Source organism: Sphingomonas degradans (assembly GCF_053502645.1).
Genome location: NZ_CP177172.1, coordinates 2188170 through 2209461 on the forward strand (window position 1 = coordinate 2188170; position 21292 = coordinate 2209461).

The 21292-nt window shown below is 68.1% G+C and carries 19 protein-coding genes; 4 read left to right on the plus strand and 15 right to left on the minus strand.

Annotated features, from left to right (window positions below; all coding sequences use genetic code 11):
• Positions 1-51 precede the first annotated feature (51 nt).
• Entirely contained in the window at positions 52-717 is a 666-nt protein-coding gene (gene lexA / locus ACG3SL_RS09755) for a transcriptional repressor LexA (RefSeq protein ID WP_448664937.1), read from the plus strand.
• Here the strand turns inward: lexA and ACG3SL_RS09760 are convergent.
• Complete coding sequence (locus ACG3SL_RS09760; RefSeq protein ID WP_448664938.1) at positions 711-2858, minus strand: ComEC/Rec2 family competence protein; 2148 nt, start codon at positions 2856-2858, stop codon at positions 711-713. The two genes, lexA and ACG3SL_RS09760, sit on opposite strands and share 7 nt — an antisense overlap.
• 79 nt (positions 2859-2937) lie before the next feature.
• Here ACG3SL_RS09760 and gltX point away from each other — a divergent pair, with 79 nt between their 5' ends.
• The 3 genes from gltX to ACG3SL_RS09775 all read left to right on the plus strand — a co-directional run bounded on the left by gltX (position 2938) and on the right by ACG3SL_RS09775 (position 6066).
• Entirely contained in the window at positions 2938-4368 is a 1431-nt protein-coding gene (gltX, locus tag ACG3SL_RS09765; protein WP_448664939.1) for a glutamate--tRNA ligase, read from the plus strand.
• Between the two features lie 27 nt (positions 4369-4395).
• The gene (locus ACG3SL_RS09770) at positions 4396-5679 is read left to right on the plus strand and encodes a citrate synthase (RefSeq protein WP_448664940.1); all 1284 of its coding nucleotides are present in this window, start codon (positions 4396-4398) and stop codon (positions 5677-5679) included.
• Between the two features lie 156 nt (positions 5680-5835).
• On the plus strand, positions 5836-6066 hold the full coding sequence (locus ACG3SL_RS09775; protein ID WP_448664941.1) for a hypothetical protein: 231 nt from the start codon (positions 5836-5838) through the stop codon (positions 6064-6066).
• Between the two features lie 120 nt (positions 6067-6186).
• Here ACG3SL_RS09775 and ACG3SL_RS09780 read toward each other — a convergent pair whose 3' ends face one another.
• The 14 genes from ACG3SL_RS09780 to ACG3SL_RS09845 all read right to left on the minus strand — a co-directional run bounded on the left by ACG3SL_RS09780 (position 6187) and on the right by ACG3SL_RS09845 (position 21285).
• Positions 6187-6948, minus strand: a complete 762-nt coding sequence (locus ACG3SL_RS09780) for a DsbA family protein (protein WP_448664942.1) — start codon at positions 6946-6948, stop codon at positions 6187-6189.
• A 2-nt stretch (positions 6949-6950) separates the two neighbouring features.
• Positions 6951-7538, minus strand: coding sequence for a hypothetical protein (locus ACG3SL_RS09785; RefSeq protein ID WP_448664943.1), 588 nt, complete (start codon positions 7536-7538; stop codon positions 6951-6953).
• Between the two features lie 92 nt (positions 7539-7630).
• Positions 7631-8425, minus strand: coding sequence for a glycosyltransferase (locus ACG3SL_RS09790; protein ID WP_448664944.1), 795 nt, complete (start codon positions 8423-8425; stop codon positions 7631-7633).
• The gene (locus tag ACG3SL_RS09795) at positions 8422-9546 is read right to left on the minus strand and encodes a glycosyltransferase family 4 protein (RefSeq protein WP_448664945.1); all 1125 of its coding nucleotides are present in this window, start codon (positions 9544-9546) and stop codon (positions 8422-8424) included. Before ACG3SL_RS09795 ends, ACG3SL_RS09790 begins: the two co-directional genes overlap by 4 nt.
• Positions 9543-11528 (minus strand): polysaccharide biosynthesis protein, encoded by a 1986-nt coding sequence (locus tag ACG3SL_RS09800; RefSeq protein WP_448664946.1) that lies wholly within the window; start codon positions 11526-11528, stop codon positions 9543-9545. The genes ACG3SL_RS09795 and ACG3SL_RS09800 overlap by 4 nt, the downstream gene beginning before the upstream one ends.
• 182 nt (positions 11529-11710) lie before the next feature.
• Positions 11711-12967 carry a DegT/DnrJ/EryC1/StrS family aminotransferase gene (locus ACG3SL_RS09805; RefSeq protein ID WP_448664947.1) on the minus strand — a complete coding sequence of 419 codons (1257 nt, stop codon included), beginning with the start codon at positions 12965-12967 and terminating at the stop codon, positions 11711-11713.
• A 59-nt stretch (positions 12968-13026) separates the two neighbouring features.
• Entirely contained in the window at positions 13027-13779 is a 753-nt protein-coding gene (locus ACG3SL_RS09810) for an ElyC/SanA/YdcF family protein (protein WP_448664948.1), read from the minus strand.
• Between the two features lie 10 nt (positions 13780-13789).
• Positions 13790-14998, minus strand: a complete 1209-nt coding sequence (locus tag ACG3SL_RS09815) for an ATP-grasp domain-containing protein (protein WP_448664949.1) — start codon at positions 14996-14998, stop codon at positions 13790-13792.
• Positions 14995-16068, minus strand: coding sequence for a GNAT family N-acetyltransferase (locus ACG3SL_RS09820; RefSeq protein WP_448664950.1), 1074 nt, complete (start codon positions 16066-16068; stop codon positions 14995-14997). The genes ACG3SL_RS09815 and ACG3SL_RS09820 overlap by 4 nt, the downstream gene beginning before the upstream one ends.
• A 7-nt stretch (positions 16069-16075) precedes the next feature.
• Positions 16076-17128 (minus strand): hypothetical protein, encoded by a 1053-nt coding sequence (locus tag ACG3SL_RS09825; RefSeq protein ID WP_448664951.1) that lies wholly within the window; start codon positions 17126-17128, stop codon positions 16076-16078.
• Between the two features lie 32 nt (positions 17129-17160).
• Positions 17161-17871, minus strand: coding sequence for a sugar transferase (locus tag ACG3SL_RS09830; protein ID WP_448664952.1), 711 nt, complete (start codon positions 17869-17871; stop codon positions 17161-17163).
• Positions 17868-19052, minus strand: coding sequence for a glycosyltransferase family 4 protein (locus tag ACG3SL_RS09835; protein ID WP_448664953.1), 1185 nt, complete (start codon positions 19050-19052; stop codon positions 17868-17870). Before ACG3SL_RS09835 ends, ACG3SL_RS09830 begins: the two co-directional genes overlap by 4 nt.
• Entirely contained in the window at positions 19049-20155 is a 1107-nt protein-coding gene (locus ACG3SL_RS09840) for a glycosyltransferase (RefSeq protein WP_448664954.1), read from the minus strand. The genes ACG3SL_RS09835 and ACG3SL_RS09840 overlap by 4 nt, the downstream gene beginning before the upstream one ends.
• Positions 20152-21285 carry a hypothetical protein gene (locus ACG3SL_RS09845; RefSeq protein WP_448664955.1) on the minus strand — a complete coding sequence of 378 codons (1134 nt, stop codon included), beginning with the start codon at positions 21283-21285 and terminating at the stop codon, positions 20152-20154. The genes ACG3SL_RS09840 and ACG3SL_RS09845 overlap by 4 nt, the downstream gene beginning before the upstream one ends.
• Between the last annotated feature and the right edge of the window lie 7 nt (positions 21286-21292).

Genomic DNA, 21292 nt, shown 5'->3' on the forward strand with positions numbered 1-21292 from the left:
TCGGAACATTGCATAAACGTTCCCAGTCTGTTCTGGACCGGAGAACCTTGCATGCTGACGCGCAAGCAGCACGAACTGATTTGCTTCATTGCCGATCGGCTCAACGACACCGGCGTCTCGCCTTCGTTCGAGGAAATGAAGGAAGCGCTCGACCTGAAGTCCAAGTCGGGCGTGCACCGGCTCATCAGCGCGCTGGAGGAACGCGAGTTCATTCGCCGCCTGCCCAATCGCGCGCGCGCACTCGAAGTGCTGCGCATGCCCGAACGCGGCGACGTGAAGAAGGCCGCGCCGAAGCGTGAGGCGAGCGCGCCGGTTGCACCCCCGGCGCCCGCCAACGACGTAGTGGAGATTCCGCTGCACGGCCGGATCGCCGCCGGTACGCCGATCGAGGCGCTGGAGGGGTCCGCGATGCTGCCGGTGCCCGCCGCCCTGCTGGGATCGGGCGAGCATTATGCGCTGGAAGTGGCAGGCGATTCGATGGTCGAGGCCGGCATCCTGGACGGCGATTACGCGCTGATCCGCCGGACCGAGACGGCGCGCGACGGCGAGATCGTCGTGGCGCTGATCGACGAGGCCGAGGCGACGCTGAAATTCTTCCGCAAGGAAGGCGGGATGATCCGGCTCGATCCGGCGAACCGCGCCTATGATCCCCAGCGCTATCACCCGAAGCAGGTGCGCGTGCAGGGCAAGCTGGCCGGGCTGCTCCGCCGTTATTGAAGGGTGCGCGGCGGCGTGGATGCCGCTGCGGTCCTGCGGCTCGCGCGATCGAAGGGCGGCTGCACGGTCGGCGGCCTGTGCCAGGGGTGTGATCCGCCCGAACGGACCGTGGTGACCTGGGCATTTGCGAACCGGATCGCCACGCCGCCCGTCTGGGCCAGTGCCGCGCGATCGAGCTTCATCCAGCGCGGCACGCAGCCGCGCGGCAGGCGGCGGTCGCTCACGACCAGATCGGCGGTGCGGCACAGCGCGACCATGTCGCCCCAAGCGATTGGATAGGGACTGCGCGTCGCCGCGATTCGCCATCGCCTGCCGCCGCGCTCGACATCGACCAGGCAAAGGTCCGGGCTGCATCGCGCTTCGGGGACGGTCGCCAGATCGTCGAAATCCTCGTCCACGCCGCCATTCTCGCCCAGCATCGTGCGGGTATAGTCGCCCGCGCGGTCGCGCAGCAGCGCCATGCCCCCCGTATCGGTGCGGATCGCGAGGTGCCGGCCATCGCCCGTCACCAGCAGGTCGGGCGCCGGCGTCAGCAGCGCCCAGGCCATGCCCGCCGCCAGCGGCGCCGCGCCCGCCCAGCGCACCCGCGTCCGCCACAGCGCCAGCCACAGCCCGCCCGCCACCATCAGCGCATAGGCGCCCCCCGGCATTCCCGGCAGCGGCAGGACCGATCCCGGCGCCGACGCAGTGACGTGCGCCAGCCCCAGCAACAGGTCGAGCGCGCGCGCCGTCAGCCACCACAGCGGCGCGCCGAGCCCAACAAGGTCGAGCGCCAGCGCCAGCGCCTCCAGCGGCATGATGACGAAGGTGGTCAGCGGAATCGCGACGATGTTCGCCGCCGCGCCGTAGAGCCCGGACTTATGGAAATGGAACAGTGCGATCGGCATCAGCGCGAGTTCGACGACCAGCCCGGTCAGCAACAGCGAGGCCAGTGCGCGGGCGAGGCGCGGGCCCCATCCCTCCTCGCGCTTCAGGAACCAGCCGCGCACGCGCGGGCTCTCGTGGAGCGCGACGATCGCAGTGACGGCGGCGAAGCTCAGCTGGAAACTGGGGCCGGCGAGCGATTCGGGCCAGAGCAGCAACACGATCACTGCCCCCGCCGCGATCAGCCGCAGCGTGATCGCCTCGCGCCCGAGGCTGAGCGCAAGCAGCACCAGCAGCGCCGCCGCGCAGGATCGCATCGTCGGCACCTGCGCACCGGTCAGGATCGTGTACCCCACCGCCGCGAGCGCCCCCGCTCCCGCCGCGACCAGCGGCAGCCGAACGCGCAGCGCCAGCGCCGGGCTGAGCGCCAGCAGCCGCAGCACGACCAGCATCGCCGCCGCGGTCACCGCACTGACGTGCAGCCCGCTGACCGACAACAGGTGCGTCAGCCCGGCGCGGCGCATCGCGGTCGAGTCGTCCTCGCTGATCGCGCCGGTGTCGCCGGTCGCCAGCGCGCTGGCGATGCCGCCGCCGCTGCCGGGCAGGCGCGACTGGATATGCGTCGACAGGCGCGCGCGCAGGTCCGACCCCGGCGAGTCGCCCGGCGCGAGCAGTTCCACGGGCGCAAAGGCCTTGCCCGTCGCGCCCAGCCCGGCGAACCACGCCGCGCGCGCGAAATCATAGGCGCCGGGCACCGAAGGCGGCGCCGGCGGCATCAGCCGCGCGCGCAGCCGCAGCACCGCGCGCCGCCCCAGCCCCGCCGGCACCTCCTCCTCGGCGATGTTCACGCGCACGCGCGGCGGCAGGTCCGGCCGCGCCACGGGTGCCAGCGTGACGCGCACCAGCCCGCGCGCGGCAAGATGCTCGACTGCCTCGACCCGCCCCTCGAACGCGACCATCGCCGGGCGCGCCAGCACGGGTGCCGCGACTCGCTCCGCCCGTACCCAGACCAGCGCGCACCCCGCCGCAACGGCAAGCGCGGCCATGGTGAGCGCGCGCGGCGCCCTGCCCACCCCGGCCAGCGCGACGCCGACCAGCGCCAATGCCGCCATTGCGCTCAGCAACGCGATCCAGCGCACGGCATCGGGAAGGAGAAACCACGCCGTGATCCCCACACCCAGCATCACCGGCAACCACAGGACAAGCTGCTCGCGCTCTGCCTCCAGCCAGACTTCCACCCGTTCGGAAAGCTGGCGAACGGCGCGCGCCACCCCCATTTGAAGGGAGGATAACCCCGTGCTAGGGGCCTCGGCGGCTGAGCTGGCCATCGATCATATAGTCTGGGAGCACGCGCGGTTGAGCGCAACATCTGAAATCGCGGGCGCCAAGCCTGTCGTCACGCGCTTTGCGCCTTCGCCCACGGGGTTCCTCCATATCGGGGGGGCGCGCACGGCGCTGTTCAACCTGCTGTTCGCGCGGCACCATGGGGGCAAGTTCCGCTTGCGGATCGAGGATACCGATCGCGCGCGTTCCACCCAGCCGGCGATCGAGGCGATCCTCGACGGGATGCGCTGGCTCGGCCTGGAGTGGGACGGCGAGGAAACCTATCAGTTCGCCCGCGCCGCGCGCCATGCCGAAGTCGCGCACGAAATGATCGCGCGGGGCGCGGCGTATCGCTGCTACCTGACGCAGGACGAGCTGGCGGCGATGCGCGCCGAGGCGGAGGCGACCAAGAGGCCGCTGCGCATCCGCTCGCCCTGGCGCGACAAGACGCCGGGCGCGACCGAGGAGGGGAAGCCCTTCGTCGTGCGGCTCAAGGCGCCGAGCGAGGGCGCGGTGACGATCCGCGACCGGGTGCAGGGCGACGTGACCGTGCAGAATGCTGAGATCGACGATCTCGTCCTGCTCCGCTCGGACGGCACGCCTACCTATATGCTGGCCGTTGTGGTCGACGACAACGACATGGGCGTCACCCATGTCATTCGTGGCGACGATCACCTCAACAACGCCTTCCGCCAGCTGCCGATCTATCGCGCGATGGGCTGGGACGAGCCGGAATATGCGCACATCCCGCTGATCCACGGCGCGGACGGCGCCAAGCTGTCGAAGCGCCACGGCGCGCTGGGCGTCGATGCCTATCGCGACGAGCTGGGGCTGCTGCCGGAAGCGGTGTCGAACTATCTGCTGCGCCTCGGCTGGGGCCATGGCGACGACGAGATCATCAGCCGGGACCAGGCGATCGAGTGGTTCGATCTGGGCGGGGTGGGCAAATCACCATCCCGGTTCGATCTGAAGAAGCTCGAGAACCTGAACGGTCATTATATCCGCGCGAGCGACGATGCCCGCCTGGCCGATCTGGTCGCCCCCCGCTTGCCGTTCGAACTTTCGGCAGAGCAGCACGAGCTTTTGCGCCGCAGCATGGCCGCGCTGAAGCCGCGCGCTGCCAATCTCATCGAGTTAGCCGATGGCGCGGGCTTCCTGTTTCGCAACCGCCCACTGGAAATGGACGAAGCCGCAAAGGGTCTGCTAGAGGGCGACGCGCGGGCTCTACTGGCCCGGGTATATACCGCGCTTGACGCGGCCGATGCCTGGGATACGGAGACGCTCGAAGCGGCGGTACGCACCGTCGCGGACGATGCGGGTGTTAAGCTCGGCGCCGCTGCGCAACCGTTGCGCGCAGCGTTGACCGGGCGGCGCACCTCGCCTGGAATCTTCGACGTCCTGCTGTTGCTGGGCCGCGAAGAAAGCCTGGCGCGCATTGCCGATCAGATGACCGTGCCCGCCTGAAAGCCGGGCCAACGAAGGACGACGACTATGACCGACACCGCAAAGCTGCAGGTTCCGGGGAAGGACGTTGAATATCCGATCCTGACGGGCAGCACCGGCCCCGATGTCGTCGATATTCGCAAGCTGTATGCCCAGACGGGCATGTTCACCTATGACCCCGGCTTCACGTCGACGGCATCGTGTGAGTCGGGCCTGACGTTTATCGATGGCGACGAGGGCGTTCTGCTCCATCGCGGCTATCCGATCGGACAGCTGGCAGAGAATTCCAGCTTCATGGAAGTCAGCTACCTGCTGCTCAACGGCGAACTGCCGAACCAGGGCGAGCTGGACAGCTTCACGCGCACGATCACGCGCCACACCATGCTGCACGAGCAGCTGGCGACCTTCTATCGCGGCTTCCGTCGCGACGCGCACCCGATGGCGGTGATGTGCGGCGTCGTCGGCGCGCTTTCGGCCTTCTACCACGATTCGACCGACATTACCGATCCGACGCAGCGCATGATCGCGTCGCACCGCCTGATCGCCAAGATGCCGACGATCGCGGCGATGGCGTACAAGTACAGCGTCGGCCAGCCGTTCCTCTATCCGAAGAACGACCTGAGCTACACCGGCAACTTCCTGCGCATGACCTTCGGCGTTCCGGCCGAGGAATATGAAGTGAACCCGGTGGTGGAAAAGGCGCTCGACCGCATCTTCATCCTCCACGCCGATCACGAGCAGAACGCCTCGACCTCGACCGTGCGCCTTGCCGGTTCGTCGGGCGCCAACCCGTTCGCGTGCATCGCGGCGGGCATCGCCTGCCTGTGGGGCCCGGCGCATGGCGGCGCGAACGAAGCCGCGCTCAACATGCTGCACGAAATCGGCCGTCCGGAGCGCATCCCCGAGTTCATCGCCCGTGCGAAGGACAAGAACGATCCGTTCCGCCTGATGGGCTTCGGCCACCGCGTGTACAAGAACTACGATCCGCGCGCGACCGTGATGCAGAAGACCGTGCGCGAAGTCTTCGCCGCGCTCAACGTGACGGACCCCGTGTTCGAAGTGGCACTGCAGCTCGAGGAAATGGCGCTCAAGGACGATTACTTCGTCGAGAAGAAGCTGTTCCCGAACGTCGATTTCTATTCGGGCGTGATCCTGTCGGCGATCGGTTTCCCGACGACGATGTTCACCGCGCTGTTCGCCCTTGCCCGCACCGTCGGCTGGGTCGCGCAGTGGAACGAGATGATCTCGGACCCCGAGCAGAAGATCGGCCGTCCGCGCCAGCTCTACACCGGCCCGACGCAGCGCGATTACACCCCGATCGCCAACCGCTGATCCCGGCGCCGGTCGCCGCCCGTCCCGGGCACGACCGGTTCCCGCATTCCGTTTCCGCCCCGTCGCCCCAACCGGGCTGCGGGGCGGTTTCGCATCGGGCGTGCTCTATCCCCCGCCCTTTCCGCGCGCTACGCTTGCCCGAAAGGGAGCCGTTCGATGCGCCAGACCATCCTGACCCTTGCCGGTATCGTCGCGCTGGCGTTCGGCGTGCTCTTCCTGCTCCAGGGGCTGGGCGTGGTGCGCTGGCCCAGCAGCAGTTTCATGATCGACAGTCGCACCTGGGTGGTGCGCGGCGGGAGTCTAGCTGTCCTGGGCGCGATCCTGCTGGTTGCAGCCCGGCGGTATCGGGCAAGCGGCAGCCATGGGCAGCCGGGGAGTGGTGCGTAGCGCGCAGCACCCACGAACAACGCCGTCGACTCATACCAAAAGACGGTCATCGGCGCTGTAGCCGATAACCGTCCTTTGTGTTTGCCCGACTCTGCCGGGAGCGGTGTGGGTGGGGTCTTGTCAGCCGCCCGGCTTGCGCACCCCGCCACCGGCCTCGAGCAGCGCGCGGTCGAGATGGTTGCGCACGCCCGCCCAGCTATGGATGTCGACCAGCAGCTTGCCATTCAGCACGAAACCCGGAACGGTCTCGCCACCTTGCCGGGCGGCAGCTTCGGTCATTGCCTGGAGCGTCTGGATTTCCGTCGCGTTGCCAAGGCAGGCCGCAGCTTCGGCGTCGGTGGTACCAAGCGTCGCAGCGAATTCGAGCAGCCCGGTGTCCTGCGCGATCCGGGGCATCTGATCCTTCAGAGGCAGTTTGCGCCACGCCTGCTCCAGCTCGGGCGTGATCGCGGACAGCGTCACGCGCTGGCGGTGCATATAGGCGTTGTGCCGCTCGAAGAACCGCGCGTCCGCGCCGCAGCGGGCCAGAAGCGCGGTCGCGAGATCGACCGAATCGTGGATGACATGGCGCACTTCGACGCTGAGCACGCCGGACTTTTCCAGCCGTTCTGCCCGGAAGGGCGCGGCATACATCTCGTAGATCGCACAATAGGGGCAGGTGTAGCTGACGAACTCGACCAGCCTGACGTGCGCAGTCGCCGCGCCGATGACGTGGGTGCCCGTCGCCGTCCGAGTGACGACCTGCGCCGGAGCAACGGCGCTCGCCTGTTGCGGCAGGTCGCTTGCGACCGCGCTTCCCGCCGGGCAGGCGAGGCAAAGTCCCAATGCGGCAAGACCACCCCGAATGCCCCTGCGCCTGGGGCGGCGACCGGTATCGCCCATGTTCAAACCAGCGCCGGACGCAGGTTCGAGCGCACAGGCTTGCGCAATCCGGGAACCCCATAGAACCCGAGCGCACCCAGCAGGGACAGGAGGATGAACGCGACCCCCGCCAGCGAAGGGCCGCCGATCTCCGGCACCGATACCGGCTGGATATAAGTGGACGTGGGGCTGGTCACGCGCTCGAACTGGCCCGAGCCCAAGCCGCTGTCCCAGGTCAGACGACCATTAGAGTAGGAATAGACATCGTCCGCATATTCGGCACCGCCAAGCGTACTGTTCCAGTCGAACAGCAACACGTTCAGTCGCGGTGTCGCGCCCGACACAAACGACGCCGCGATGTTGTTCACATCCGCGCTGCTGAGCGCCATCGATCCGTTTGCGTTGCTATAGGTGCCGGAGACGAAACTCGTCTCGCCCGTGGCGCTGTCATAGGTGAACACGCCCGAAAAGGTGCGAGTCCCCGATCCCAGCCCATCGTTGAGCATCACCGCGCCGGGGTTGGTGAAGGTGAAGTTGAAATTATAGGGATCGGCATACGCAGGAACGGCGCAGCACAGCATCAATACGCACGCGATTAGTCTTTTTATCATCCGGATCGCTCCCTTTATCGTTGCCATAGTGAAATGGACCTCGCGGACCGAATCAAATTTGCCTCATTGTGGCGAGGGTTTGGTGCCGCAGTTCATTGTCCGTTGGGGTTGCGCGCGGGTCGAGGCCGGGCGAGCCCCCGCACGACCATCAGCGTCGCGCCGAGCAGGAACCGCGCGTCGCGGCGCGCCACGAATTCCCGCAGGAGCAACCCGGCGCTGACCGCATAGCCTTCGGTCTTTCCCCGGGTCTGGAGGGCGTGATCGCGAAACTTGAGGTGGCAATCCGGCATCACCTCGTAAAAGTTCCGACCATGGCGACGGTCGAGGCGGAGCCAGAGTTCATAATCCTGCGCCACGATCGCCGCATAGCCGCCCACGGCCATGACCGGCTGTTTGCGGAACATCGCCGCCGGGTGGCAGATGGGGTTCTTCAGCCACAGCCGGCGGTCGATCCAGCGGGGCTCCCCGACACGCCCGGGCAGGTCCCGCCCCTCGGCATCGATAGAGCGGGCGCGGCACGTGACCATCACCAGTTCCGGCCGCTCTTGCAGGCGCCGGAGCTGCTCGGCGAAGCGCGTCGGCGTTGCGATGTCGTCGCCGTCCATCCGCGCGATGAACGTGCCCCGCGCCTGCTCCAGGCCCCGGTTCAGATTGTGGCCCAGCTGCTGCACGGGGCTGTAGCTGACGATGATCCGCGGATCGGCAAAGTCAGCGCGAACCTGGTCGGCGACGGCAGGATCGCCGTTGACGAGGACCAGCAGCTCGAAGTCCGTGAAACTCTGGTCGAGGATGCTCTGGATCGCGATCGGTACGTAGCGATCGTACCGATGGATTGCCAGCAGGCACGACAGGATGGGCGGTGCCGTCCGCTCCGGAGGCATGGTCATCGACGGGAATTCCTTGGACGGGGCAGGATCGACCGCAGCAGATCGTGCCAGGGAGTTACGGTGTGGGATCGCGCGACGGCTTCGCGCCCCCGGTCGCCCGGCGACTGCCCCGAAGCGATGGCGCTGGCCGCGCGGCGCACGCAATCGGCCAGCGAGGTCTCCCAGTTGCGGGCGTCGAAAACATAGCCGCTTCGGCCGTGATCGACATAACAGGCCGTGCCGTTGTCGCTGGAGCAGATCACGGGCACGCCGTGCGCCATGGCCTCCAGCTGCGAAACCGAGGCGGGTTCGGCCACTGAAGGCAGCACGAACAGGTCATGTTCCGCGTAAAGCGCCGGCATCGCGGCATGCGGGTAATCGACCAGCAGCCGCCCGCCCGGCAGCTGCGCCAGCGCTTGCTGCGCCGCGGCCAGCGTGCCCGCGTCCAATGGGGCACCGGCGATGGTAAGCGTGATGCGAAGCCCCTCGTCGGTCAGCGCTCCGGCCAGCGCGATCCATTCGAGCAACTTCTTGCGCGGGGTGAACTTGCCGACGGTCAGGATGCGGATCGGCGCAGATTCATCGCGCACGGGCATTGCGCTCCGCCCCGCAGGCAGGGCGACGAAGGGCAGGAAATGCCATGTCGGCGCCCACCCCCCGCTCCGCTTGCGCAGCGGCAGAGCGGGTTCTCCCGGTGCGGTGTAGCCGTCGGTGGGTGTCACGACGTCGCGCGCGAACAGGCGATGGTACAGTGCCTGCGGCCAGCCATAGTGACTCACGCGATAGGGCTGCTGGGTGTACAGGACCACGCGCGTGCCCGCAGCGCGCAGCCGCCAGGCGAGGAGCAAGGTCGCGATCGAGAAATCGCGCAGAATCGCGACGTCCGGGCGCGCCGCGACGATCCGCCGCATTGCGCCGGGCGAATAGACCGCAAAGCGCGTCTGGCGCCGGTCGAAAGGCGGGACTATCGCGCGCGGATGGCCGATGATCTCGGGCGTCACCGTCGAATGGTCCTCCGAACGCCCGACATATTCGGCGAAGAACGCGATTTCCCAGCCCAGCCGCGCAAGTTCGGCGATCAGCGGCGCCTGATTGCTGTGATAGCGCCTGGCGACGAAAGCCAGTTTCCCCGGTCTCGTCACGCCGCGATCTGCCCGGCGGGTCCGTGCATCCGCTCGGCTTGCTGCGGGGGCAGTTCCCGCCACACCAGGTCGGCGATCGCCCCGGTCGGGCGATACCCCAGCGGCGCCCGCTGGAGCAACGCGCGGACCCCCTCCAGATCGGATCGCTCACATGCCGAATAAAGGCTGCGCAGCAATGCGGCCAGGTCGGCGCTAGGCATCGCCGCCTCGCTCGCCGACTGGATGAGCGGGTGGCCGGTGGGCCGGGTCTCGGCGTCGATCAGCAATTCCTCGTACAGTTTCTCGCCGTGGCGCAGCCCGGTGAAGACGATGCTGATCTGGTCTCCATCGGAGTCTGCCGGGGCAGCGGCAGCCTCGGGCTCGGCGATATGCGGAGTCAGGCCCGACAGGCGGATCATCCGCGCGGCAAGATCGACGATCCGCACCGGCTCGCCCATGTCCAGCACCAGCACTTCGCCGGCATCGGCCATTGCGCCCGCCTGGATCACGAGCTGCGCCGCCTCGGGGATCGTCATGAAATAGCGCGTGATGTCCGGGTGCGTCACCGTGATCGGGCCGCCGGCCGCGATCTGGGCGCGAAAGCGCGGGATCACCGACCCGGACGATCCCAGGACGTTGCCAAATCGCACCATCGAGAACCGTGTCGCGCTGCCCTGCGCCGCTTCGCGCTGGCAGACGAGCTCTGCAAGCCGCTTGGTCGCGCCCATCACGTTGGTGGGCCGCACCGCCTTGTCGGTGGAGATGAGCACGAATATCTCGACCCCTGCGCCCGCCGCCGCGCGGGCGAGCGTCTCGGTCCCGAACACGTTGTTGCGGATGCCCTGGACCACATTCTCCTCGACCAGCGGCACATGTTTGTAGGCCGCTGCGTGATAGATCGTCTGGACCCCGAAATTGCGCAGCGCGGCATCGACGCGCGGACGATCCCCGACCGACCCGAGCAGCGGCACGATCCGCACCGGCGACTCCAGCTCGGCGGCGCGCTCGCGCAGTTCCATGTCGATCTGGTACAGCCCGACCTCGGAGATTTCGTACAGCACAAGCGCCGCCGGGCGCTGCCGCAGGATCTGGCGGCACAGTTCGCTGCCGATGGAGCCTGCGGCGCCGGTCACCATCACCACCTTGCCCCGGATGTTGGTGGCCAGCAGCGCGGGATCGGGCGGCACCGGGCTGCGGCCCAGCAGATCCTCGATCGGCACGTCGCGTACCTGGCTGACCTTCGCCCGCCCGGAAACGAGATCCGCTATGCCGGGCACCGTCTGGACATGGACGGGCAACGGCTCCAGTCGGCGCAAAATCGCCTTGCGCTCCGCCGCCGTTGCGCTGGGAACCGCGAGCAATACCGTGCGAAGGCTATGGCGCTCGATCAGCATCGGCAGGTCGCCCGGCTGATGCACCGGACATCCGCTGATCCGCATCCTGCGGAGCACCGCCGCGTCATCGACGAACGCCACCGGTTCGTGAGTGCGACCCTGGCGCAGCACGTTCAGGAGCTGGCGACCCGCCTCGCCCGCGCCGTAGATCAGCACGCGCTCCTTGTTGCGCCGCATCGACCGGCTGACCAGCAACCGCACGGTCAGTCGGGCGCCGGTTACAGCGGTACACGAAAACAGGAGGAAGCTGACCGGGACCGAGCGGGGCACATGCGCCCCGACGGTAAGCAGCAGCGCGCACAGGAACGCCGCAGCGGCGGCGTTCCCCGCGAGGATCGGCCCGGCCCCCTCCAGCGAGATATAACGGATCACCCGGCTGTAGAGACCCATCGCCGTGAATATGCTCAGCGCGATCCCGACCATCGCGATCGCCAGGCCCCACACCGCCGGATCGCGCAGAAACTCCAGCGTCTCGGTGCGCAGCACGATCACCAGCATGAAGCTGCCGGCGACGAGAAGTGCGTCGGCCAGCACCTGGACGACCTTTTTCTGGCGCCGGCTCAGGCCGACCAGCGAACGCAGGATCGATGCGCTTAGACTATGTGTCACGATACCCCCCCGGGGTTTGGGCGCACACCCTCAGGCCGGCGCAAGGCCAGCGGAAGGAAAGGCGCGGAAAGTGAAAAGCGCGCGCGGAAAGACCCACCCCCCGCCACGGCGCGCATTCGAAACGGGCCGCCCACCCGGGCGCCCTGGCTGGCATCGGACCGAAATCCCCGATGCCTGGTTCGTCAGTTGCGGCTTGCTACCGCCCTTTGCGCGACGGGCGCGGCATGGCCCCGCATCGCGTCGAACACCTCGGTCAGCGCGGCTACCGTCGCCGTGCGGTCCGCCTGGGACAGCGTGGGGTGAACGAGCAGCATGAGGCTTGTCTCCCCCAGCATCCGCGCCGTCGGCAATCGGCGCTTCGGCCGCCACCCGGTGCCGTCAAATGCCTTTTCCAGATAGCATTCGGAGCAGGAGCCCTGGTAGCATGGCACCCCGCGCGCCTGGATCTCGGCGACGATGCGGTCCCGGCTCCACCCTTCCGGCAACGCCTCGGGGACCACATAGGCATAGAATTTGTACGCGGCGTGGACGCAGCATTCGGAATGGCTGGACGGAACGCACCCGTCATCGAAACGGGGCAGCCGGACGAAGCCGCCCGGTCCCGCAAACGGCACCAGCGCCGCCCGAAAGGCCTCGACATTCGCCGCCCGCGCGCGCGTCCATTCGGGCATGCGGCGCAACTGGATGCGCCCGATCGCCGCCTGTATCTCGGTCATCCGCCAATTGGTGCCGAAGCTTTCGTGGAGCCAGCGAAAGCCCGGGGGATGCTCGCGCTCATACACCGCAGCATAGCTCTTGCCGTGATCCTTGAAGCTCCACATCGCCCGCCAGGTCGCTTCGTCGTTGGTGGTGACCATGCCCCCCTCGCCGCCGGTCGACATGATCTTGTCCTGGCAAAAGCTCCAGGCCCCGACATCCCCGATGCTGCCGACGCTGCGGCCCTTGTACAGCGCGCCGTGCGCCTGCGCGCAGTCCTCGATCACCTTGAAGCCACGATCGCGCGCGAGCGCCATGATCGGGTCCATGTCGCAGGGCCACCCGGCAAGATGCACGCAGATCACCGCGCGCGTCCGCGGAGTCCATGCCGCCGCGATCGTACGCGCCGAAAGATTGCCGCTGTCCCGGTCGACATCGGCGAACACAGGAATGGCGCCCGCGTTCACGACGCAGGAGATGCTGGCGATGAAGGTGCGCGGAGTGACGATCACTTCGTCGCCGGGGCCGATCCCCAGCCCCTTCAACGCGAGATCGAGCGCAAGCGTGCCGTTGGCGAGGGCCAGGGCATGATCGGTCCCGCACCAGGCGGCGAATTCATGCTCGAACAGACGGCATTCCTCGCCCGTCCAATAATTCACCCGGTTAGACAGCAGAACGCGGCGAACGACATCGCCTTCCTCATCGGAAAATGAGGGCCACGGCGCGACGGACGTGTTGAGCACGGCACCTAATCCTTGCAGTTTTCGAAGTTATCCGCCGCTACGGGCGGCGCAGAGGGGCCTCAGCCGATGCGGCCGAGCGCCCAGAGACCGAGCTGCTCGTGCAGGAGCCGCTCGACGTTCCGATAGTTCGCGGCGTGCGGCACGAACGCGCCGATGCCGAGTGGTCGAGGCGCAGGGTTCGCGCCGACCTGGGCAGCGACCGGGACCGGCGCCAGCCCGATGCTGCGGAAGATAAAGGTCGCGCGCCGCAGATGCAGCGCCTCGCTCACCAGATACAGCCCGGCGCCAGACGGAAGCGCACGCGCGACCAGCCTTGCCTCCGCTTCGGTGTTCATCGCGCCGGCCAGGAGACGCATCCGCCGGGGATCGGCGCCCATCGCCCGCGCGGCCTGGCCAAAGGTGGCCGTGCGGGCGCTGCCCGGCGGCGCTCCGGTGAGCAGCAGTAACGTCGCATCGGGCAACGCGCGCTGGAGCCGGACACCCTCGGCTACGCGGTACAGGCTGCTCGATACCAGGCGCGCGGCGGGCGGCAGGTCAGGCGCATCCTGCACGCCCCCGGCCAGCACGACGATCCAGCGCGGGCCGCCCGGCTTCGGATCGCCCGGCGACGTGGCGAAGCCCCCTTCCCACCGCCGGACGAGCGGATCGACCACTGCGGTGCAGCCGAGCATCCAGCCAAGCGCCACCAGCGCGGTCGCGATGCGAAACGCCCATCCTGGCCGACAGCGCCGGCTTGCCCGCCAGAGCGCGATCGCGAGCATCGCCCACAGCATCGGCAGCGGCGACGCAAGCGCGTCGATCGCCGCCCTCATGCCGCAGCTTTCATCCGGCTATCGGATCGAGCCGTACGGAAACGCATGCATTGATCCGCGCAAGCATCTGGTGCTGTTCGGTCGAGGTCGCGAAGTCGAGGAACAGCATCCCCACCGCGTGCGGCGCGCAATCGAAAGCGCGCACTTCGTCTCCCGGACGAGCGAAGAGCACCATCCGATACACGTGCGGGCGCACCGCCGGGTCAAGCTCAACCGAGCGGAACCGGCCCGGACGGTGGCTATGAACGACATACGTCGCCGAGAAGCGCATCCTGGGCCGCGGCGTCAGCCGCACCGGCTCGCGAACCGCTGCATCGACCAGCGCGCCGACCAGATCCACGCCGGTGGCATCCTCGATCAGTTCCGGGATCGCATTCCCGCCGTTTCGGGCACCCACTTCGATGATATGGAGCGTGTCGTCGCGGGCATACATCAATTCCAGGTTCAACGGGCCGAAGCGCAGCCCGAGCGCATCCACCAGCGCCTGGATCGTGTTGCGCACCTCGACCTGGCGCTGCTCGGACAATTGAACGGGGTGGCTGGTCCCCGTGGGCAGGAACGGCGCGTCGGTGGCGCCGCGGTGGCTGTTGAGCAGCCCCCAGAAGGCTACCCGCCCATCCACGACGAACGCATCGCCCGCAACCATATGGGCATGCGCGCGATCCAGAAAGGTCTCGACGATCACTGCGCGCGAGGGCGATACGGCCTGCGCGACATCGAACGCCGCCGGCAGTTGTGCCCAGCTGTCGATGCGCGTGACGCCGGCGCTGCCCGCCGAGTCCACGGGCTTCACGATCAGCGGGGGGGCGTGGTCATGCAACGCCGCCCGGATGGCATCCGGTCGATTGCCGACGGCCGCGCGGGGCGTCGCAAACCCGTTTCCGGCAAGGAATGCGCGGAACAGGTCCTTCCGACCGAGAATGCGCACCGCCTCGGGTGGATTGCCCGGCAGGCCACACGCCGAGGCGACGTCCGCCACGACCTCCGCCATGCGATCCGACCCGAACGAGACGATGCCATCGACCGCCTCTTCCCGCGCCGCGCGCACCAGCGCGTCGCGATCCATCGTGCTGATCTCCAGAAAGACCTGCGCGAACCCCCGGCACGGGTTGGACGGATCGCGATCGCAGAGCACCACGCGGTGCCCCTTGCGCCGCGCAGCGAGGACGAGCGGCAACGATTTGGCCGCACCACCGAGCACCATCAGCGTCCGGCTCACTGTACGACCTCCGTTAGCGGCAGCGGCGCCCGATACGGCGGGAAGAACCCGGTTTCGGGCAGTTCGTGGAGCCCGGCAGCGGCGGCCCGATGCGTTCGCTCGCGATCGAAGGTTTCATGATCATGGATGATCGATACGGTCCGGAACGGCAGTTCCTCCCCGCCGAACTGCTGCTTGAAGGCGTGCAGCGAGTCTCGAACGGAACCAAGCCCACCCCCAAGATGGAAATGCGCGAGCCCCCGCTCGCGCGCCCAATCGCGCATCCCCGCCAGCAGCAGCTTCATCGGCGCCTGTTTGGCGCAGCCATCGGCGGTCCCGCTCAGGTGATATTGCAGGATGTCGGTCACATGGCTGAACAGACCCGCGCACATCACCCGGCCGTCGGCATCCACCACGCCCGCGCAGTGCACATGCCCCGCCAGCGTCGTGCGAAACCGCTCTATATAGGCGTCGTCATAGAAATAGGCGGTCGCTGCGCCGACCTTGGCCATGGTGAAGCGATAGATTTCGGGAAAGGCGTCCCACACCGCGTCGGTATCCACGTCGACCGTGCAGCCGGCGGCGCGCAGCCGGTTGATACCGGCACGATGCCCCCGCGCCATGCCCGCCGCGAACGCCTCGGGGTCCGGCTCCAGCGGCATGGTGAGCGTTACCCCGCGCGTCGTCTGGGTCCATTGCGCCGGCGCACCGGCTTCGAACGCATCGAGCGCAGGCATCAATATCGGATGCAGCCGCACGAATGTCGTGACGATGCCGGACGCGCGCGCCGCCGATTGATAGGCGCGCAACGCCCGAATGCGAAAGGCGGCCGGCGCCTCGCGGGTGAAGATGGGCGCGGAATACCCATAGGGCGTCACCATGTCCGCGCCGGGATTCCCCGACGGCAGGGGGCGCTCGATCAGCGGGAGGAGCATCCCGTCATTGCCATAGACATGCAGGAACGCGGTCGGGGAGCCCCCGGTCCAGGCGGCTTCGAGCGCGACATAGGCCGGGAGATGATAGACGTCGTGATGGCAGCGGCGCAGCACACGCGTCCATTTGGGATCGTCGATCGACAGGAATTCTGACATCGCCGGCTCAACCCGCACTGTCGGAAAGGGCACGGATGCGGGCCGCCACGCGGGCCATATCGGCGGGACCATAGCGACCATCGACATGCACCGCGAAGGTGGAGTCGGAAAAGGCGCGCGCCTCGGGATCGGCGGAGGAATCTTCGGGAATCGGCCAGAGCACTGCCGTATATATCCTTTCTTGGGAAAGACGCGCACGCAGCGCGTCGCGGGACAGCCCCGGTGCGACGCGCACGAGCGCGACCGCCGGAGCGAGCGGTTCGGCAGGACCGAGCACGCGGGCACCTTCGCACCCCGCCATGGCAGCCCTGAAAACCCGGTGGTTGCGCCGCCGGGCGCTGGCCAGCGCGGCAAGCGGCAGGTGATCGAGCAGCACGCGCGACCAGTCGGAAATCGGCGCCTCGCCGCCTTTCAGCAGCGCCGCCTCGGACGAAAGCTCGAGGGCGCGCACAATGGCCTTGTCGATCGCCTCGCCCTGCAGATACGCCCGCTTCATCGCCATCGCCGCGAGCCGCATCAGCGCCGCCGCATCGTGTCCTGCATCGGGCTCGGGCGAGTGAGGCAGCGCATGCCCGCGCGGCGACCACAGCATCCCGCCATCGGGAAGCGGCAGTATCTTGCGCAGCGACGCAAAGGCGAAGTCGCTGTCCGCTTCGCCGCCGCCTTCGGGATTATGGGTATGATCCTCGATAACATCGCCCGAGAACGTAACCGGGGGCAGCGCGTTCCAGCCGAAATACGCCACGCGGAGCAGCACGTCGCCGGGCGCCGGTTCGGGAATATCCTCGCTGCCCCAGGGGCCGCAGGGATAGCGCGCGATCGGCAGCGTATCCCCGGCCAGATAATCGACGACGTCCTGGCAATAATAAGAAGGGATCAGCAGTCGCGACCACCCCCGCGTTTCCCGCCCGAACCGGACCAGGCGCGCCAGGGCGATCCTGCCCGATCCTACCAGCATCTTCTCTGGCGGCACCCACTGCCCGGATCTCGACGACGCCGCGCCGGGCAAAAGCGAGGGCATATAGGGGTAAGAACCCTGTTCCCAGCGATCGGAGTCCATTGCACGCGCCAACATGTCAGGGTGCGAATCGCTCATATCGCAGACCCGGCACCCGTCTTCGGCCGGGCGTCTGCGGCAGCCGGGCCGGTCGCGTCTCCCATCTGCTCCGCCACCGGCCAGGGTTCGCGCAACTCGTGCAGCGACTGCACCGGCAGGTCGGCACCCCGGACGCCCACTCCGGTCGGGTGCACGAGCCGCAGGAGCGTGAGCAGGAATATGCGGGCGTCCTGACGCCATCCGAACGCGCGGACATATTCCACGTCGAGCCCGAATTTCTGGTCCCAGGACAGGAAATTGCGCCCGCTCACCTGCGCCAGCCCGCTCATCCCCGGCCGCACCCGATGCCGCATCCGCTCTACCGGCGAGAGATAGGGCAGATACGCGATCGGCATCGGTCGCGGACCGATCAGGCTCATCTGCCCGCACAGCACGTTCCAGAGCTGGGGGAGTTCGTCGACGCTGTACCGGCGAAAGAAGCTTCCGCTGCGAAGCATCCTCTCCGCATCGCTCAGCTTTCGCGCACCGCTGAACCGCGCGGCACGCATGGTTCGCAGCTTTACGAGGAAAAAGGGCCGCTCGCCGCGACCGATGCGCTCCTGCCGGATAAACGGGGGCGCCGACGGGTCCTCCAGCCAGACCATCGCCACCGACAAAAGGATCGCCGGCGCCAGGAAGACGAGCCCCCCCGCCGCCACGGCCAGATCGCCCGCGCGCTTGATCCCGCCATATATGTCCGCCGTCATGCTGCCCCCTTGTGCCGGCGCGTCTCGATCAGGCGCTCGGCATCCTCGTAAATCTCGACCATCGCAGGCAGTGCCGCATCGAGCGCGAAGCGCGCGACGTGACGGCGCGCCGCCTCCCCCATCGCCGCGCGGCGCGACGGACTGGCCGACAGCGCGACGATGCGATCCGCCAGCCCGGCGGCATCTTCCTGCGCAAAGATGTGGCCGGTCTCTCCCTCCACGACGAGTTCGCGGTGCCCGCGATCCTCGCTGGCCAGGATCGGCACGCCGCACGCCATCACTTCGACCAGGCCGATCGGCAGGCCCTCATGCCGGCTGGTGCTGACCGCCAGGTCCGCGACGTTGGCCAGTGCGGGAATGTCCCGGCGGAAGCCCAGGAACCGCACGCGATCGCCCAGCCCGCGCGCGACACAGGCGGCGCGCATCGCTTCCTGCAACGGCCCGTCGCCGGGCAGCAGCAACTTCGCATGGGGGACATCGCGGCACACGCGCGCAAAGGCTTCCAGCAGCAGCGCGTGGTTCTTTCGCGGGATGAACTCGGCGATGTACAGCAGCACGAAATCGTCTTGCGCGAGGCCCAGTTCGGCCCGCTTCGCGGCGCGCTCCGCCGCCGGCCATGGGCGGAAACGCGCAAGATCGACGCCCATCCCCGGGACCCGGCGCACATCGCGCGCGCCAAGCCGGCGCCGCGCTGCGTCGAAATCCCACGCGTTGATCGTGACCAGAATGTCCGTCAGCCGCGCGAGCAGCCACTCGGCGGGAAACCACACCAGCCAATTGGCCCTGGGCGCGCCGGGAAAGAAGTGAAAGCCGTGCGCGGTGTAGATCACCACCGGTCGTCCGCGCGCGAACACCGACGCGAGCCGGCTGAGCGCGCTGGCCACGGGTGTGTGGCAGTGGACGAGATCGTACCGCTCGGCGCGCAGCAGCGCGACGAGCCGGGCGAACGCGCGCAGGTTGCGCGGACTCAGCGGCGAGCGGGCGAAATCAAGGCGATGGACCGCGCTCGCCTCCGGCAGCGCGAACCCCGGCGACTCCCCCGCCGCCACGTCGACCCGGTGCCCACGCTCGCGCAGCCAGCGCAAATAGGGGCGGTGAAACACCGCGAGGTGCCCGGTCGATACCGCGACATACAGCACGCGCACGCCCGAGGCTGCGGCATCGGAAACAAAATCGGTCACGCATCAGCCCCAGGCAGAAGGATCGAGAAGAGACGCGGCAGATGGACATCCGGCGCGGTCAGGCCGCGGGTTTCGGCGGCGTATCGCCGGGAAGCGCATGCCCCCGCATCAGCCGCGCATTGCGACACCGCACGGGCAAAGCCATCGGCGTCGCGCGGAGGGACCAGCCCATCCCAGCCGCGCATCGGCACGACTTCGCGGATCGGGGCAATATCGCTGGCGACGACGGGCAACCCGGCAAGCATCGCTTCCAGCAGCGCATTGGGCTGTCCTTCGGTGATCGACGGGAACACGAACAGGTCCGCAGCATGATACAGGTCCGCCACGTCGGCACGGTTGCCGAGCAGACGAAAGCGCGCACGAAATGGCGCCGGCAGCGATGCCACCAGTTCCGCCGTTCCCGGCCCGGCCAGCACGGCATGCACGCGCTCGTTCCCCGCCATGGCCAGCGTCAGGGCATGGATCAGCGTGGCATGATCCTTGGCCGGGTCCACGCGGCCGACATGCAGCACTGCAAATGCGTCGGAATCGAGGCCCAGCGCGGCGCGCGTCGCCTCCCGGGACCGGCTGGGCGCCAGTTCGGCCGGGTCGATCGGATTGGCGAATACGGCCAGCCGCGGATCGGCGTCGAGCAGACGGGGGTGGAACAGCGCCAGTGCGGCGCGCGAGTTGGAAAGGATGGCGGTCGCCGATCGCTCGACGAGCAGGCGAGACACCCACGCGAACAATCGCCGCCACGGCGTCTGGCGAAAGGCGAACGTCGAACGGCGATGAAAGGCGACACGGCGCTGTACCCCGCTAAATCGGGCAAGCAGCAAGGGCACGCCGCCGAAAATACCCGTCAGGTCCACCAGCGCATCCAGGCGGCGGCGGGCGATGGCGCGCCAGAACTGCGCCATCCGCCGCGGATCGACATAGCCCAGCGGCAGGTACACCAGTTCCGCTCCCGCCGCGACGAAACGCTGGTGGAGGTCCCCGGCGGTTGCCGAGCGGACGAAGACCACGGCGCCCACGTCCTGCGGCAGCGCCGCCAGCAGCCGCAGCAGATAGCGCTCTGTGCCCCCCGTCCCCGTGGTGGCGAGCACGAAACCCACGCGTCTCATGCCCCGGCCTCGGCGGAGAGAAGCGACGCACTCGTCGCGAAGCGGACATCGGGCCACCGCGCCAGGATCGCCCCTAGCAAGGCACGCAGCCCGAAGAGCCCCTTGTCGCGCACCGCTGGGTCGATGCCGCCGACATAGTTCAGCCGATGCGTCGAAACGATCGCCGGCGTTCCCCATGCGAAGGCCGAACGGATGCCGGCCAATGCATGATCGACGCCATAGCCGAGCGCCGGCTCGAAGATCGTGTTCCGCCCAAAGCTGCCCAGCGCGTGCGTCGAGAGCCCGGGCGCACCCCACACCCGGCGCACCCCGCCCCGCCCGTCGGGCTCGACATTGCGCACGTGGCGAATGATCCCCCGGCACCCGGCCCGGCGCACGGCACCATAGAGTTTGGGATGGAAGATGTTGTTGGTCGGGCAGAATATACCGGCGCTGCGGCCGAATTGCTCGCGGAAGCTGACGGCGCCCGAATGCAGGATGTCCTCCAGAAGGGGAATCTCGCTGTGGTCCGAAAAGAAATATGCCGCGCGAAAACCCTTCGCGGCGGGGGGCAGCGACGGCTCGGGCGCGCTGTAGAAACGATGATCGAATCCCGCGCGCACCATCGGCGACGCACGGCGCAGATGTTTCATCCACAGCGTCACGTTCAAATGCTCGCGCCCGTGATATTCGGGGATCAGCATCCCCTCCGCCATGCCCGTTCGCCAGGCAGCGAACACGGCGCCGCGGTCGCCCCTGCGGTCCAGCGTCGCGCCCAGCGGCTCCCAGGAATAGGCGCTGTACTCCGCATCGCGAATGGCATCGAAATCGGGGTTCGCCGGATTGACGTAGCAATTGAACGCCGCCCGCCGCCCATCGCTGCCGCGCGCGCCGTCGAGCACGTCGAGCAACGCCTCCAGGTCCGCCGCCGTCTCCAACGTGTCACGGTCGTACGGGTTTTCGCCTGTCAGCACCTCGGCGGCGATCAGTCGGCGCAACGCGGAGAGCGACGGCACGCGCTGGCTGCCCCAGTCGTCGCTTTCCAGCACCACCACCCGCTCGCCCGCCGAACGGGCGAACAGGTTCTTGATGCCGCGCCCACGCGTACGTATCGTATCGGCCAGCATCGCCGGCACGTTCGGCAAACCCATCAATCCC

Excerpts from the sequence above, each read along its gene's own strand:
- lexA (WP_448664937.1), top strand. The coding sequence starts at position 52 with ATGCTGACGCGCAAGCAGCACGAACTGATTTGCTTCATTGCCGATCGG.
- ACG3SL_RS09760 (WP_448664938.1), bottom strand. The coding sequence starts at position 2,858 with ATGGGGGTGGCGCGCGCCGTTCGCCAGCTTTCCGAACGGGTGGAAGTC.
- ACG3SL_RS09770 (WP_448664940.1), top strand. The coding sequence starts at position 4,396 with ATGACCGACACCGCAAAGCTGCAGGTTCCGGGGAAGGACGTTGAATAT.
- ACG3SL_RS09775 (WP_448664941.1), top strand. The coding sequence starts at position 5,836 with ATGCGCCAGACCATCCTGACCCTTGCCGGTATCGTCGCGCTGGCGTTC.
- ACG3SL_RS09780 (WP_448664942.1), bottom strand. The coding sequence starts at position 6,948 with ATGGGCGATACCGGTCGCCGCCCCAGGCGCAGGGGCATTCGGGGTGGT.
- ACG3SL_RS09785 (WP_448664943.1), bottom strand. The coding sequence starts at position 7,538 with ATGATAAAAAGACTAATCGCGTGCGTATTGATGCTGTGCTGCGCCGTT.
- ACG3SL_RS09790 (WP_448664944.1), bottom strand. The coding sequence starts at position 8,425 with ATGACCATGCCTCCGGAGCGGACGGCACCGCCCATCCTGTCGTGCCTG.
- ACG3SL_RS09810 (WP_448664948.1), bottom strand. The coding sequence starts at position 13,779 with ATGAGGGCGGCGATCGACGCGCTTGCGTCGCCGCTGCCGATGCTGTGG.
- ACG3SL_RS09820 (WP_448664950.1), bottom strand. The coding sequence starts at position 16,068 with ATGTCAGAATTCCTGTCGATCGACGATCCCAAATGGACGCGTGTGCTG.
- ACG3SL_RS09825 (WP_448664951.1), bottom strand. The coding sequence starts at position 17,128 with ATGGACTCCGATCGCTGGGAACAGGGTTCTTACCCCTATATGCCCTCG.
- ACG3SL_RS09830 (WP_448664952.1), bottom strand. The coding sequence starts at position 17,871 with ATGACGGCGGACATATATGGCGGGATCAAGCGCGCGGGCGATCTGGCC.
- ACG3SL_RS09840 (WP_448664954.1), bottom strand. The coding sequence starts at position 20,155 with ATGAGACGCGTGGGTTTCGTGCTCGCCACCACGGGGACGGGGGGCACA.
- ACG3SL_RS09845 (WP_448664955.1), bottom strand. The coding sequence starts at position 21,285 with ATGGGTTTGCCGAACGTGCCGGCGATGCTGGCCGATACGATACGTACG.